This is a genomic window from Thioalkalivibrio sp. ALE30 (assembly GCF_000377465.1).
Lineage (GTDB): Bacteria > Pseudomonadota > Gammaproteobacteria > Ectothiorhodospirales > Ectothiorhodospiraceae > Thioalkalivibrio.
In genome coordinates this window covers 25638-38734 of the sequence record NZ_KB898175.1, presented here as the reverse complement: position 1 = coordinate 38734, position 13097 = coordinate 25638, and the positions used below count along the sequence as shown (strand labels likewise).

Here is a 13097-nt window from a genome sequence, read left to right as displayed (position 1 = left end):
ACGGTCACGGGAAGGGGCTTGAGCCGGCCCCGTCCGCGCCGAAGGGACCGGCATCAAAGTACTTGATCGGGCTCGCGAAACCCGCAATTTCGGAGCGTTCGCGAGGCGTCGTGGTGGGCGCCCCGGGAGCCGCCCGGTCTGAAAAGAGGGGCCGGATGACGTATGATAAGCGGCCTTTTTGACGGCAGTGCCGCCTTCCGGCGGGCGCGCCGCAATCCACCGAATCCGAAGCCTTGAACGGGAGAACCGAATGTTTTCGATCGACATGAGTATCCACGGTTACGACGACGAACTCTGGGGCGCCATCAGCAAGGAAGCGCAGCGTCAGGAAGAGCACATCGAGCTGATCGCCTCCGAGAACTACACCAGCCCGCGCGTGATGGAGGCCCAGGGCTCCGTGCTGACCAACAAGTACGCCGAGGGCTACCCGGGCAAGCGCTACTACGGTGGCTGCGAGTACGTGGATATCGTCGAACAGCTCGCGATCGACCGTCTCAAGGAACTCTACGGCGCCGACTACGCCAACGTGCAGCCGCATTCCGGCTCGCAGGCCAACGCGGCCGTGTACATGGCCCTGCTGCAGCCGCATGACACCGTGCTCGGCATGAGCCTGGACGCCGGCGGCCACCTGACCCACGGCGCCAAGCCGAACTTCTCCGGCAAGATCTACAACGCGGTGCAGTACGGCATCACCGACGAGGGCCTGATCGACTACGACGAGGTCCAGCGTCTGGCCACCGAGCACCAGCCGAAGATGATCGTCGCCGGCTTCTCCGCCTACTCGCGTGTGGTCGACTGGAAGCGCTTCCGCGAGATCGCCGATTCCGTGGGCGCCTACCTGATGGTGGACATGGCCCACGTCTCCGGCCTGATCGCGGCTGGTGAATACCCGAATCCGATCGACCACGCCCACGTGGTCACCTCCACCACGCACAAGTCCCTGCGCGGGCCGCGTGGCGGCTTCATCATCACCAAGGGTCAGCCGGAGCTGAACAAGAAGTTCCAGTCGCTGATCTTCCCGGGTACCCAGGGTGGCCCGCTGATGCACGTGATCGCCGGCAAGGCGGTGGCGTTCAAGGAGGCCCTGGAACCGGAATTCAAGACCTACCAGAAGCAGGTGATCGCCAACGCCCGCGCGATGGCCGAGGTCCTGGTCGAGCGCGGCTATGACATCGTCTCCGGCGGCACCGACAACCACCTGTTCCTGCTGAGTCTGGTGTCCAAGGGCATGACCGGAAAGGCCGCGGATGCCGCGCTGGGCCGCGCCAACATCACGGTCAACAAGAACGCGGTGCCGAATGACCCGCAGTCCCCGTTCGTGACCTCTGGCATCCGCATCGGCACCGCCGCGCTGACCACGCGTGGCTTCACCGAGGCCGAGTCGCGCGAGCTGGCCGGCTGGATCGCCGACGTGCTGGACGACCACGAGAACGAGCAGGTGATCGACGCGACCCGCGACAAGGTCGTCGAGATCTGCCGCCGATTCCCGGTCTACGGCGCGCCCGAATAATCTCGGCGAGTCACGGGTCGCGGGCGCGGGATGCGCTGTCCGTCCTGTCATGATCAGGACACCCGCGTGGTCGATTCGCGGGTGGCCGGCCCGGAGCAGGAACAGATCCGGCGCCGGCGCCAGTGCCGCGCCTGCGGGGCGCGCTTTACCACCTTCGAACGGGCGGAGTTCAGCCTGCCGCGGGTGGTCAAGCGCTCCGGCGAACGCGTCGCCTTCGACGAGGAAAAGCTGCGCAGCGGACTGCGCCGGGCCCTGCACAAGCGTCCGGTGAAGACCGACGATGTCGAGCGGGTCATCGACGACATCAAGCGCCAGCTGTCCGCGCTCACCGCCCCGGAAGTGAAATCCGACCGGATCGGCGAAATGGTCCTGGCCGCCTTGCACGGCCTCGACCATGTGGCCTATATCCGGTTTGCCTCCATTTATCTCAGCTTCGCCAGTGTGCAGTCCTTCCGCGAGGCCATCGAACGGCTGGAGGAAGACCTCAGCCCGGAGATGCGCCGCTCGCAGCTGCGCCTGATCGACGAGGAGGCGCCCGGTCCTGCCCCGGAACCGGCGGCGGGCGGCCCGCAGGTGCCACCGGGGAGTGGTGACTCGTCCAGGGGGGAGTGATGGAAGCACCCACGACCGAGCAGGCGATCACGGACCGCCGTTACATGGCGCGGGCCCTGGAGCTGGCCGACTACGGCCGCTTCACCGCGGACCCGAACCCGCGGGTCGGGTGCGTGATCGTGCGCGACGGACGCGAAGTCGGCGCGGGACTGCACTGGAAGGCCGGCGAGGCCCATGCCGAGGTGAACGCACTGCGGGCGGCCGGCGAGGCCGCGCGTGGCGCAACCGCCTACGTCACCCTGGAACCCTGCAGCCATCACGGCCGGACCCCGCCCTGCACCGATGCCCTGATCGGCGCCGGGGTAGCCCGGGTCGTGATCGCCATGCAGGACCCCAACCCGCAGGTCTGTGGCGGCGGGATCGAGGCCCTGCGGGCAGCAGGTATCCCGGTCGACAGCGGCGTGCTGGAGGCCGAGGCGCGTGCCCTGAACCCCGGATTCGTGCGGCGCATGGAGCAGGGACGCCCCTGGGTGCGCGTCAAGCTTGCCGCGAGCCTCGACGGGCGTACCGCCATGGCCTCCGGCGAGTCGCAATGGATCACCGGCGAGGCGGCGCGCCGCGACGTCCAGCAGTGGCGGGCCCGCGCGGGCGCGATCCTGACCGGCAGCGGCACCGTGGTCGCCGACGACCCGCGCCTGAACGTGCGCATGAAGCCGTTCGACCTGGCCGCCCATGCCGGGTTTCCGGATGACCCCCGCTATTACGACCTGCCGGGACGCCAGCCCCTGCGGGTGATCCTGGACGCCCGCCTGCGGACGCCGCCGGGCGCGCAGATCCTGCGCGAGGGACCGGTCTGGATCCTCACGGGGCCCGATGCCGCGGACTCGCCGGCCGCGGACACCCTGCGCGGCCGAGGGGCGGAGGTCCGGCCCGTGCCGCTGGCGGAGGAATCCGCCGAGGGCGGGCTGGATCTGGGCGCGGTGCTGGCGGAGCTGGGCCGCGCCGAGGTCAACGAGCTGCATGTGGAATCCGGACCGGGTCTGGCCGGGGCGCTTGCGCGCGGTGGCTGGGTGGACGAATGGCTGATCTACCAGGCCCCCCTGCTGATGGGCTCCAATGCTCGCCCCCTGGTCGAGTGGCCGCTGGCCCGCATGTCCGAGCGCGCCGAACTCGAGATCGTCGATTCCCGCTGGGTCGGCGAAACCCTGCGCCTGCGCGCCCACCCGCGTTCGTGAAGGCCGATTTCACCACGAAGCACACGAAGGCACGAAGAAGGGAAAGGTCAAGGGCGGTCTACAGGAAGACGGAAAGAGTGGAAGGATGACTGGGTTTGAAACGGGGTGCGCAACCGCATCGCATGGGCAGACCATGACCATCCGCTATTGTGCTTTACCGAAAAACCCTTCCAATCTTCCCATCTTCCTGTGAACCGCCTTTGACCTTCTTCGTGTCTTCGTGTGCTTCGTGGTGAACAAGGGTTTTCCGGGCAGGAACCGGGTAAAAGGGCGGGGCGTGGTGCGAATTCATTAGGGTTTCCCTATGATGGGCGGCGAGCAGCCCGGCGCGGTCCGTGCGGGCACCCCGGAACGAGCGGACGTCCATGTTTACCGGAATCATCGAGACCCTAGGCAGCCTGGAGCGCCTGACCCCCAGCGGTGGCGACGTGCGGCTGCACGTGAACGCGACCGGGATGGACCTGTCGGACACCCGGCTGGGGGACTCGATCGCGGTGAACGGGGTCTGCCTGACGGTGACCGACCTGGCGGGCAGCGGCTTTGCCGCCGATGTCTCGCGCGAGTCGCTGGAGGTGACCACGCTGGGCCATCTCGGACCGGGGGACCGGGTGAATCTCGAACGGGCGCTGGCCCTGGGCGACCGCCTGGGCGGGCACATGGTGTCCGGGCACGTCGACGGCGTCGGCGAGGTGGTGGCGATGGAGCCCGATGCGCGCTCGACCCGCGTGCGCTTTCGCGCGCCACCGGCACTGGCCCGCTACATCGCGGCCAAGGGCTCGATCACTATTGATGGCACCAGCCTGACCGTGAACCGCGTGGACGGCGCCGAGTTCGAGGTCAACATCATCCCGCATACCTGGTCCCTGACCCGCTTCGCCGTCTATACGGTGGGCACCCCGGTCAACCTCGAGGTCGACCTGATCGCCCGCTATCTGGAGCGTCTGATGCTGGGCGAGCGGGCGGCCGAGCCCGGCGCGCAGGCGGGCGACCTGTCGGAGGCCTGGCTGGCTGAACAGGGCTTTCCCAATCAATCCGGGCCGCGCGACTGAACGCACGGCCCCCGACCGAAGGCACGCATGGAATTTTCCAGTACCGAAACCATCCTCGAGGAACTGCAGGCCGGACGCATGGTGGTCATCGTCGACGACGAGGACCGCGAGAACGAGGGCGACCTCTTGATGCTGGCCTCGCACGCGCGGCCCGAGGACATCAACTTTATGGCCAAGTACGGCCGCGGCCTGATCTGCCTGACGCTGACCCGCGAGCGCTGCAAGCAGCTCGCGCTGCCGCTGATGGTGACCGACACCAATGACGTGCATGGCACCAACTTTACGCTGTCGATCGAGGCCGCCGAGGGCGTGACCACCGGCATCTCGGCCTACGATCGCGCACACACCATCCGGACCGCGGTCGCGCCCAACGCGAAGCCCGAGGATATCGTCCAGCCGGGGCACGTGTTTCCGCTGATGGCACAGCCCGGCGGGGTCATCGTGCGCGCCGGCCATACCGAGGCCGGGTGCGATCTGGCGCGCCTGGCTGGGGCCGAACCGGCGGCGGTGATTGTCGAGATCCTGAACGAGGACGGCAGCATGGCGCGGCGTTCGGATCTCGAACGCTTCTGCGCCGAGCACGATCTCAAGATGGGCACCATCGAGGACCTGATCCGCTACCGGATCGAGAACGAGAAGACGGTGCAGCGGGTTTCCGAACGCCCCTTCCCGACCGAGTACGGCGAGTTCCGCTTGCTGGCGTTCGAGGACGAGGTGGATCACGAGCTGCATTTCGCGCTGGTGCGCGGGGAGCCGAAGCCGGACCAGGAGACCCTGGTGCGTGTCCACCTGGAAAGCACGCTGTACGACACGCTGGGTTACGCCGGTCCGGATCGTGGCTGGCCGCTGGACGATGCCCTGCGCCGGATCGACGCGGCCGGCGAGGGTGTGGTGGTGGTGCTGCGCAAGCACGAGAGCCCGGAGGCCCTGGCCCAGCGTCTGGAGCATATCGGCCAGCCGGCGCCGGAAGAGCGCAGTGGGCGGGAGAACTCCGCCGAGTGGCGCATGTATGGCATTGGTGCCCAGATCCTGGCTGACTGCGGGGTGGGGCGCATGAAGCTGATGTCGGCGCCCAAGCGCTTTCATGGCCTCGGTGGCTTCGGCCTTGAGGTGGTGGACTACGTCCACGAGTAGCCCCCGGCCGCCTGCCTCGTGGTGGCTGGCCATGGTTCGTCGCTCGGTGTTTACGGTGCCTTCGGTCCGCCACCTGCCCGGCGCTGACTCGCCAGCGCGCCCCGAGGTCCTTTCTTGCTTGCCCAAGAAAGGACCCAAAGAAGGGCACCCGGATTTCGCCCGGGAACCTCGCTCCGGACGCGCTGGGCCGGCGGCGCTGAACTCGCTACGCTGCGCTTCGCTCAAACATCCAGCGCCTTCTCCCGGCCCATCACGCCCTCCGCGAGGGGCTCCATACGGGAGGCGAAGGTCAAAACCTACCGTATCCCCACCCTTACTCCTAACCATAGGCACCGCCACCCGAAAGCCCCCGGCGCCCGCCACGCGGGCGCGGCACGCAACGGCCAAAGACCGAGCGTGCCCAGGATGTCCGAAGACCCAGCCAACATCCACTAGCTATATCGCTGGACTAGCCGTTGTTTGGACCTGCCTCCCCGTTGTCGTCGCGCCGAGCGGAGAGGGTTTTCGCGGGAGACAAGGCGCTGGATGTCTGAGCGGAGCCGCAGGCGCAGCGAGTTCAGCGCCGCCCGCGAAAACCCTCGAAGCGAGGGAAGCCCCGGCCCGCGCAGCGGGCCGGGGTCGCGGCAGTCGGGCGTGTTTCTTGGGTACTTCTTTGCACGAGCAAAGAAGTACCTCGGGGCGCGCTGGCGAGTCAGCGCCTGGCAGGTTGCGGACCGAAGGCACCGTAAACACCGGATGCCGAACCAGGACCTGCCACCACGAGGCAGGTGGCCAGACGAAAGCACGGTAAACACCGAACGATGAACGAAGGGTAGACATGACCGGGCAGGACCCCGGGCCGAGGCCACTGAAAATACTGGCGCCAAATGCAGGGCCAGTCAGCGGTATGGCAGGCGGCCCGTCGCCCGATTCGTGCGGGCGCGCTCTACCGCGCGGGTTCGCGGTGCTACACTAGGCGGCCTTTGCAACTCGGCCCCGCGGGTCGGCCCCGAACGGCCGCCTCGTCTCCGTCTCAATCGGAATGAAACCATGCACGACATCAAGACCCTGGAAGGCGTATTCACCGACGCCGCCGACCATCGCTATGGCCTGCTGCTGGCGCGCTTTAACAGCCTGATCGTCGAACGCCTGCTGGAAGGCGCGGTGGATACTCTGAAGCGCCATGGCGTGCAGGAAAAGAATCTGACCATCGCTCGTGTGCCGGGGGCCTACGAGCTGCCGCTGGCGGCCCAGGCGATGGCGCGTTCCGGGCAGTATGACGGGGTCATTGCCCTGGGCTGCGTGATCCGCGGCTCCACCCCGCATTTCGACTACGTCGCCGGCGAGGCGGCCAAGGGCCTGGCCCAGGTGCAGATGGCCGAGGACCTGCCGATCAGCTTCGGTGTTCTGACGACGGACTCCATTGAGCAGGCGATTGAACGCGCCGGCACCAAGGCCGGCAACAAGGGCGCGGATGCCGCGATGGGCGCGATCGAGATGGTCAGCCTGATGCGGCAGCTGCGCGGCGGCGCCTGAGCGAGCACGAAACCGACGTGACCGAACCTGGCAATCCCTCCCAACCCGACCGTCCGGCCGCCAAGGGCGCGGGCGGCGCCCGCGCCAAGCGCCCGCGCAGCACGCCCGAGCAGCGGGCGCGCCATGCGCGCTCGTTCGCGCGGCGCCGCGCCATGCAGGCGCTCTACTCCTGGCAGATGACCGGCGCCCACCCCAAGGACATCCTGGCCGAGTTCCGTGACGACGAGGAACACGCCAAGGCGGATGCCGAGTATTTCCGCGAACTGCTGATCGGCGTGACCCGCGACCGCGAGGCCCTGGATGCCCGCATGGAGCCGTACCTTGGCCGCCCGCTGGACCAGCTCGACCCGGTGGAGCATGCCTTGCTGTGGCTGGGTCAGTGGGAGCTGGCCGAGCGTATCGAGGTGCCCTACCGCGTGGTGATCAACGAGGCCGTGGACCTGGCCAAGCGCTACGGTGCGGAGCAGTCGCATCGTTACATCAACGGTGTGCTGGACCGGCTCTCCGCCGAGCTGCGCGGTCCCGAGCGCGCCACGCCGCGCTGATCTCGCGCGGCTCCGCAGCACGGCCATGGCCGGCACCGACTCCGAGTTCGACCTGATCCAGCGCTATTTCGGTGCGCCGTCGGCGGACGTGAACGCCGAGGGCGTTCGGCTTGGCATCGGGGACGATGCCGCCCTGCTGGCTGTGGCGAGCGGCCACGAGCTGGCCGTCACTGTCGACACCCTGGTTGAGGGTACCCATTTTTTCCCCGATCACCCGCCGGCGAGCGTCGGGCACAAGGCCCTGGCTTCCAACCTCAGTGACCTGGCCGCGATGGGGGCCGAGCCGCTGGGCGCGCTGCTGTCGCTGACCCTGCCACGGGTCGATCATGACTGGCTGGCGGGTTTCAGCGAGGGCTTCCTGGCGCTGGCCGAAGAGGTTGGTATCCCGCTGGTAGGCGGGGATACCAACCGGGGCCCTCTGGCAATCAGCGTGACCGTGCTGGGTACCGCGCCCGCGGGCCAGGCCCTGCGCCGGGCCGGGGCCCGGCCCGGCGACCGACTGGTGGTATCCGGTGCGTTGGGCGGGGCGGCCTTCGGGCTTGCCCACGAGACCGCCCGGCGGGCGCGGGGCGCCGCGGGCGCGGCTCTGCCCGCCGATGCCCGGGAGCCGGCCTGCGACCGGCTGTTCTGGCCCCGGGCGCGGCTGGCCCTGGGGCGCGGCCTGCGGAACCGTGCCCGGGCGGCTATCGATATTTCCGACGGCCTGCTGGCGGATCTCGGGCACCTGTGTGCCGCGTCGGGCTGTGGCGCGCGGGTCGACTGGCCCGCCGTCCCCCGCGATCCGTTGCTGGCACAGATCCCGGACGATCAGGCCCGCGAGTATGCGCTCGGCGGAGGCGAGGACTACGAACTGCTGTTCGCACTGCCGGCCGGGGAATCGCTGGATCTGCTGGCCTTCAGCGTGGATGTGCCGCTGACCGTGATCGGGGAATGCACGGAGGGTGACGCGGTGGTCGTCGAGGACGCGGACGGGCGGCGACTGGACGTGACGCGGGCGGGCCACGATCATTTCGCGGACATCGAAGAACACTAGGGACAGGGTAGCCATGACGGAGCAGAAGAACCGCAAACCGCAGATGCCATCGGCGAAGACCGTATTCGGCGATCCGATCCACCTGCTGGCCTTCGGCTTCGGCAGCGGCCTGTCGCGCTGGGCGCCGGGCACCACCGGCTCGCTGGGTGCGCTGGTGCTGTACTTCGCGATCATGAATTTCCCGGAATGGGCCTACATCGCCGTGACCGTGATCGTGGTCATGGCCGGCTTCCACATCTGTGGCGAGAGTGCCCGCAAGCTCGGTGTGCACGATCACCCCGGCATCGTCTGGGACGAATGGGCGGGCATGCTGATTACCCTGGCCTTTGCCCCCGCGGGGCTGATGTGGGTGGTGGTCGGCTTTCTGCTGTTCCGGATTTTCGACATCCTCAAGCCCTGGCCGGCGAACTATTTCGACCACAAGTGGCAGGACGGCCACGGGATCATGATGGACGATGTGGTCGCCGGCCTGTACGCAGGCTTCGCCCTGGTGATCCTGGGCGGGTTGTTCCAGCAACTGGTGGTCGAGGCGTAGGACAGCACTCGGGTGGGCCCGGGTGTGAACGGGTCGGCAGAGTCGCGCGATGGCGAGAACTCGTGCGGATACGGCAACGCCTCAGGGTCAGGTATCCACCAAAGGAGTGTGTGGCATGAAGATCTCCATGCGTCATTGGCTTCAAGTCTTGTTCGTGAGTGCCCTCCTGGCGTCTGGCGGCGTTCAGGCGCAGCCGGCGGGCGGGCCGCCTTCGGGCGCCCCGGGCGCCAGTGGCGACACGCCGGCCGCTGGCGACCTGCCACCCGGACACGGCGGTACTCCGCCCGGGCAGCGCCGCGGCGACCCGCGCCCCGATCGGGGGCCCGACCTTCCGCGGGCGCCGGATCCGTCCTCGCCGCCGTCGCCGGACGACGCGCCGCTGCCGGACCCGTCCGATCTCCCCGAGCCGCCCACCCCGCCGAGCCCGGATCTCCCGGGGCTCTGACCGAGCGCGGCGGATCCGCCCTGCGCACGTGTTCCCGGGGTGGGGCGGTCTCCGTTTGACCGTGTAGTGGTCAATTCATTTCGGACGTCCCGATCGGTGCTCCCGTCCTTCGCTCAGTGGGAGGTCGTTGGGGTACACACAGGCCGGCTGGATGGGAATGGTCCCCAAGTGCACCGACTGGTCCGTTACTTCGCCTGGCGGCCGAGCGTGCGCAGCTGCTGCAGCCAGCGCTCGCGCGCAGCCGCGTTGCCGCCGTTCTGGCCGATCAGGGTGTGGCGGACGGGGCCGAAGCCACAGAAGCGCAGGATGTTCCGCTCCAGGCTCTTCAGGCTGTGGGCGCCGAACCACCAGCGGTAGGCGAGGGCCGGCATGCCCATGGTGACCACGATGCGCACTGAGCGGCCCTTCAGCCGCGTGTGGCGCAGGCGGTTCATGTCGCCATCGGCGACAAAGGCTGGCCTGAGGGTCTGTTCCAGGAAGGCCTTCACCCCGGCCGGCATGTCGCCCAGCCACAGCGGGTAGATCAGCACGATGTGGTGGGCGGCCTCGATCAGGGCCTGGGCCTCGAGGATCGCGGGCGGGACGCTTGCGTCGAGGAACTCGGCCTGGCTCCTGAGCAGCGGGACATCACGATGGGCGATGGTGTAGGTGTCCACCGCGAAGCCGCCCTGTTCGGCCCCCTCGCGGTAGGCGTCGGCGAGCGCGTGGTCGAGATGGCCGCCGGCCGGGTCCGGGTGCCCCTGGAGGATCAGGATTCGCGTCATGCGTTGGCCCTCGTGATGGCTGAGCCCGTTTCCCAAGCGTAGCCCAGCCGGCGGACGCGGTGGTTCCGGTACGGGCCGTGGTGTGAGGGGGCGGTTGGTTGGCCGCCAAAAACGCCTCCGGAAACCGGTTCCCTGGCACGAGGGTCTTGCCTACCATAACGGGGTGCGCTGCGGTGGCTTGTAGCGTCGGGACGCGGAGGCGAAATGGCATTCGATCCGGTTGTGCTGTTCTTCCTGCTGGGGGCGATCGCGGGTCTGGCGAAGTCGGACCTCAAGATCCCGATGGCGATCTACGAGGCGCTGTCGATCTACCTGCTGCTGGCCATCGGCCTGATGGGCGGGGTCAAGCTGGCGGAAAGCGAGTTGCTTCCGTTGCTGCTGCCGGGCCTGGCGGTGCTCGCCGTGGGTTCGCTGATCCCGCTGATCGCGTTTCCGGTGCTGTACCTTCTCGGGCGGATGCCGCGGGCGGATTCGGCTTCCATTGCGGCCCACTACGGTTCGGTGTCGGTCGTGACCTTCTCGGTCGCGGTCGCGTTTCTGGCGTCCCGGGGTCTGGACTACGAGGGGCACATGGTGGTGTTCCTCGTACTCCTGGAGATGCCGGCGCTGGTCATCGGGATCCTGCTGGCGCGCATGGGCAGCCGGGGCCCCACTCGCTGGGGCAAGACCCTGCACGAGGTCATCTTTGGCAAGAGCATCTTCCTGCTGGCCGGTGGACTGGTGATCGGGTTCGTTGCCGGCCCGGATCACATCGAGCCGCTGGAGCCGATGTTCTTTGATCTGTTCAAGGGGGTGCTGGCGTTGTTCCTGCTGGAGATGGGGCTGGTGGCCTCCAGCCGCATCGCGGATGTCCGCCAGTACGGGCTGTTCCTCATCGTCTTTGCGATCGTCATGCCGATCGTCTCCGCGATCCTCGGGATCCTGCTCGGATGGGGCCTGGGTATGAGCCTGGGGGGCACGCTGCTGCTGGCCACCTTGTATGCCAGTGCGTCGTACATCGCGGCGCCGGCCGCGATGCGCATTGCCGTGCCCAAGGCCAACCCCGCGTTGTCGATCGGGGCCTCGCTGGGTGTGACGTTCCCGTTCAATATCTTCCTGGGCGTTCCGCTGTATTTCTGGATGGCCCAGACCCTTTATTCGCTCGGAGGCTAGCTCGATGCAAGGCGATGACATGTACCTGCTGACGGTGGTGGCCGAGGCGATCCTGGAGGAGATGCTGATCGACGAGGTACGCGCCATGGGGGCGGCCGGCTACACGGTGACCGACGCACGCGGCTGGGGCCGGCACGGCAAGCGCCGGGGCAACTGGCGGGCCGGCGGCAACATCAAGCTGGAGGTCGTGGCCTCGTCGGAGCTGTGCGAGCGGATCGCGGCCCGGTTCAAGGAACAGTACGAGTCGGACTACGGATTGCTGATGTTTACTGTGCCCGTCGCCTTGAAGAATTGATCCGGCGGGGCAGTCAGGCAGCCTCCATGCAGTGAAGTACTTCACGAAATGCCCGGGAACTCGCCCCTGCGCCTTGGGGGGCGCGGGGCTCGGCTGCTATCACCGGGGGCCTGAACCAATGGCTTCACGGCCGCAAGGAGTTTCCCATGACCCGGTTTCGCAGTACCGCATTGATCATTGCCCTTGGCTCGCTCTTCGCCGTGGGAACGGCCCATGCCCAGGCGCAGCAAGGCGGCCAGCAGGGGGGCATGGGCCAGGGTACACCCCCCGCCGAGCGGGGTGCCCCTCCGGCGGGCGGGCAGGACACCCCGGGGCACGGCGGCATGCCGCGCGGCCAGGGCCAGGAGCACGGTCAGGGTATGCCGCGCGGCCAGGGCCAGGAGCGTGGTCAGGGCATGCCCCCAGGGCAGCCACAGCAGGCACCCGGCCAGCCGCCGGGCCAGGGACAGCAGGCCCCGGGCCAGATGGAGCGCGGTGGTCAGCCGGCCCCCGGTCAGGGCGGCGCGCCGACCGCGCCTCAGGGGCAGGGCCAGCCGCCCGGTGGCCAGGGGCAGCCGCAAGGACAGGGGCAGCCCCAGGACGCGCCGCCGCTGGGCCAGCAGCGTCAGCCCCGCGGCGCGGATGCGCCTCCGCTGGGGGACCAGACCCCGACGCGGCCGGACACCGGTAACCGCCCGGCCGAACCCGCCGATCCGGCAGAGCCGGCGGACCCGGCGGACCCGGCAGAAATGGGCAATCTCCCGCCGGTGGACTGATCGCGGTGGCCCGGGACATCGCGCTTCGTCCGGGAGGGCCCGAAGCGGGCCCTCCTTACGTCCGGGCGAGGATGCGGTAGGGCCCGGGATGCCCGTCGCGGCCGGACTCGACCAGGGCAATCGTGTCCGTCGCCCAGTGCAGCGGCGTTTCGATCCGCTCCCGGGCGGGCGGCGCCGCGTGGCGGCGCAGCGAAACGTGCGGCCGGAACGGGCGGGGCGGGCCGGTGTCGATGCCGCACTCCCGGCAGAGGGCATGGGCCCGATCCGCGAGGTCCAGGAGGGCCGCCGGCGGATCGTCGGGGCCGACCCAGGTGATGCGCGGCCGCGCGAAGTGCCCCAGTCGGTCCAGGGTCAGTTCCAGTGGGTCGCTGGCGAGGCTCCCGAGGTGACCGGCCAGGCAATCGGCCTGCCCGGCGGGAACTGTGCCGGCGAAGGCCAGCGTCAGATGCAGATGTTCGGGCGGGATCGGACGGCCGGGACCATCCAGGGTGCGTCCCAGCCGATCCAGTCGTTCGCGTGTGGCCGTGTCGGGCCACAGGGCGAGGAAGACTCGTCGGAACTCGGGGGCCTCGGCCACA

The 13097-nt window shown here is 68.7% G+C and carries 14 protein-coding genes and 1 pseudogene; 12 read left to right on the top strand and 3 right to left on the bottom strand.

Annotated elements, in window-relative coordinates:
* The first annotated feature begins 250 nt into the window (after positions 1–250).
* From glyA to ribBA, 5 genes are all read left to right on the top strand, one after another.
* Positions 251–1510: a serine hydroxymethyltransferase gene (glyA, locus tag D107_RS0111390; protein WP_018867832.1), complete on the top strand. Its 1260-nt coding sequence runs from the start codon at positions 251–253 to the stop codon at positions 1508–1510.
* Between the two features lie 30 nt (positions 1511–1540).
* Positions 1541–2122 (top strand): transcriptional regulator NrdR, encoded by a 582-nt coding sequence (gene nrdR, locus D107_RS0111385; RefSeq protein WP_018881512.1) that lies wholly within the window; start codon positions 1541–1543, stop codon positions 2120–2122.
* Complete coding sequence (gene ribD / locus D107_RS0111380) at positions 2122–3297, top strand: bifunctional diaminohydroxyphosphoribosylaminopyrimidine deaminase/5-amino-6-(5-phosphoribosylamino)uracil reductase RibD (RefSeq protein ID WP_018867830.1); 1176 nt, start codon at positions 2122–2124, stop codon at positions 3295–3297. Before nrdR ends, ribD begins: the two co-directional genes overlap by 1 nt.
* A 365-nt stretch (positions 3298–3662) precedes the next feature.
* Complete coding sequence (locus D107_RS0111375) at positions 3663–4346, top strand: riboflavin synthase (RefSeq protein ID WP_018875809.1); 684 nt, start codon at positions 3663–3665, stop codon at positions 4344–4346.
* A gap of 27 nt (positions 4347–4373) precedes the next feature.
* Entirely contained in the window at positions 4374–5480 is a 1107-nt protein-coding gene (ribBA, locus tag D107_RS0111370) for a bifunctional 3,4-dihydroxy-2-butanone-4-phosphate synthase/GTP cyclohydrolase II (protein ID WP_018875808.1), read from the top strand.
* Between the two features lie 221 nt (positions 5481–5701).
* Here ribBA and D107_RS14195 read toward each other — a convergent pair.
* A pseudogene (locus D107_RS14195) lies at positions 5702–5908 on the bottom strand (hypothetical protein).
* Between the two features lie 601 nt (positions 5909–6509).
* On the opposite strand from D107_RS14195, the gene ribE reads away from it, so the two are divergent.
* From ribE to D107_RS0111350, 4 genes are read left to right on the top strand one after another with little or no spacing between them, the layout of a single operon-like run.
* Positions 6510–6995, top strand: a complete 486-nt coding sequence (ribE, locus tag D107_RS0111365) for a 6,7-dimethyl-8-ribityllumazine synthase (RefSeq protein ID WP_018875807.1) — start codon at positions 6510–6512, stop codon at positions 6993–6995.
* A 17-nt stretch (positions 6996–7012) separates the two neighbouring features.
* Positions 7013–7540, top strand: coding sequence for a transcription antitermination factor NusB (gene nusB / locus D107_RS0111360; protein ID WP_018881511.1), 528 nt, complete (start codon positions 7013–7015; stop codon positions 7538–7540).
* 25 nt (positions 7541–7565) lie between these two features.
* Positions 7566–8573 (top strand): thiamine-phosphate kinase, encoded by a 1008-nt coding sequence (thiL, locus tag D107_RS0111355; RefSeq protein ID WP_018881510.1) that lies wholly within the window; start codon positions 7566–7568, stop codon positions 8571–8573.
* 13 nt (positions 8574–8586) lie between these two features.
* Positions 8587–9108: a phosphatidylglycerophosphatase A gene (locus D107_RS0111350; protein WP_018881509.1), complete on the top strand. Its 522-nt coding sequence runs from the start codon at positions 8587–8589 to the stop codon at positions 9106–9108.
* Between the two features lie 630 nt (positions 9109–9738).
* Here the strand turns inward: D107_RS0111350 and D107_RS0111345 are convergent.
* The gene (locus tag D107_RS0111345) at positions 9739–10317 is read right to left on the bottom strand and encodes an NAD(P)H-dependent oxidoreductase (protein WP_018881508.1); all 579 of its coding nucleotides are present in this window, start codon (positions 10315–10317) and stop codon (positions 9739–9741) included.
* Between the two features lie 204 nt (positions 10318–10521).
* Here D107_RS0111345 and D107_RS0111340 point away from each other — a divergent pair, with 204 nt between their 5' ends.
* The 3 genes from D107_RS0111340 to D107_RS0111330 all read left to right on the top strand — a co-directional run bounded on the left by D107_RS0111340 (position 10522) and on the right by D107_RS0111330 (position 12519).
* Positions 10522–11469: a sodium-dependent bicarbonate transport family permease gene (locus tag D107_RS0111340; protein WP_018881507.1), complete on the top strand. Its 948-nt coding sequence runs from the start codon at positions 10522–10524 to the stop codon at positions 11467–11469.
* 4 nt (positions 11470–11473) lie between these two features.
* Positions 11474–11764, top strand: coding sequence for a hypothetical protein (locus D107_RS0111335; protein ID WP_018878581.1), 291 nt, complete (start codon positions 11474–11476; stop codon positions 11762–11764).
* Positions 11765–11910: 146 nt separating this feature from the next.
* Complete coding sequence (locus D107_RS0111330; protein ID WP_026280806.1) at positions 11911–12519, top strand: hypothetical protein; 609 nt, start codon at positions 11911–11913, stop codon at positions 12517–12519.
* A gap of 55 nt (positions 12520–12574) precedes the next feature.
* On the opposite strand, the gene thpR is transcribed toward D107_RS0111330, so the two are convergent.
* Positions 12575–13096 (bottom strand): RNA 2',3'-cyclic phosphodiesterase, encoded by a 522-nt coding sequence (thpR, locus tag D107_RS0111325; RefSeq protein WP_018881506.1) that lies wholly within the window; start codon positions 13094–13096, stop codon positions 12575–12577.
* Position 13097: the final 1 nt, after the last annotated feature.

Bases quoted from the DNA above. Each gene is read 5' to 3' on its own strand.
- nrdR (WP_018881512.1), top strand. From the start codon at position 1,541: ATGCGCTGTCCGTCCTGTCATGATCAGGACACCCGCGTGGTCGATTCG.
- glyA (WP_018867832.1), top strand. From the start codon at position 251: ATGTTTTCGATCGACATGAGTATCCACGGTTACGACGACGAACTCTGG.
- ribD (WP_018867830.1), top strand. From the start codon at position 2,122: ATGGAAGCACCCACGACCGAGCAGGCGATCACGGACCGCCGTTACATG.
- D107_RS0111350 (WP_018881509.1), top strand. From the start codon at position 8,587: ATGACGGAGCAGAAGAACCGCAAACCGCAGATGCCATCGGCGAAGACC.
- D107_RS0111340 (WP_018881507.1), top strand. From the start codon at position 10,522: ATGGCATTCGATCCGGTTGTGCTGTTCTTCCTGCTGGGGGCGATCGCG.
- ribE (WP_018875807.1), top strand. From the start codon at position 6,510: ATGCACGACATCAAGACCCTGGAAGGCGTATTCACCGACGCCGCCGAC.
- D107_RS0111330 (WP_026280806.1), top strand. From the start codon at position 11,911: ATGACCCGGTTTCGCAGTACCGCATTGATCATTGCCCTTGGCTCGCTC.
- thiL (WP_018881510.1), top strand. From the start codon at position 7,566: ATGGCCGGCACCGACTCCGAGTTCGACCTGATCCAGCGCTATTTCGGT.
- ribBA (WP_018875808.1), top strand. From the start codon at position 4,374: ATGGAATTTTCCAGTACCGAAACCATCCTCGAGGAACTGCAGGCCGGA.
- D107_RS0111335 (WP_018878581.1), top strand. From the start codon at position 11,474: ATGCAAGGCGATGACATGTACCTGCTGACGGTGGTGGCCGAGGCGATC.
- D107_RS0111375 (WP_018875809.1), top strand. From the start codon at position 3,663: ATGTTTACCGGAATCATCGAGACCCTAGGCAGCCTGGAGCGCCTGACC.
- D107_RS0111345 (WP_018881508.1), bottom strand. From the start codon at position 10,317: ATGACGCGAATCCTGATCCTCCAGGGGCACCCGGACCCGGCCGGCGGC.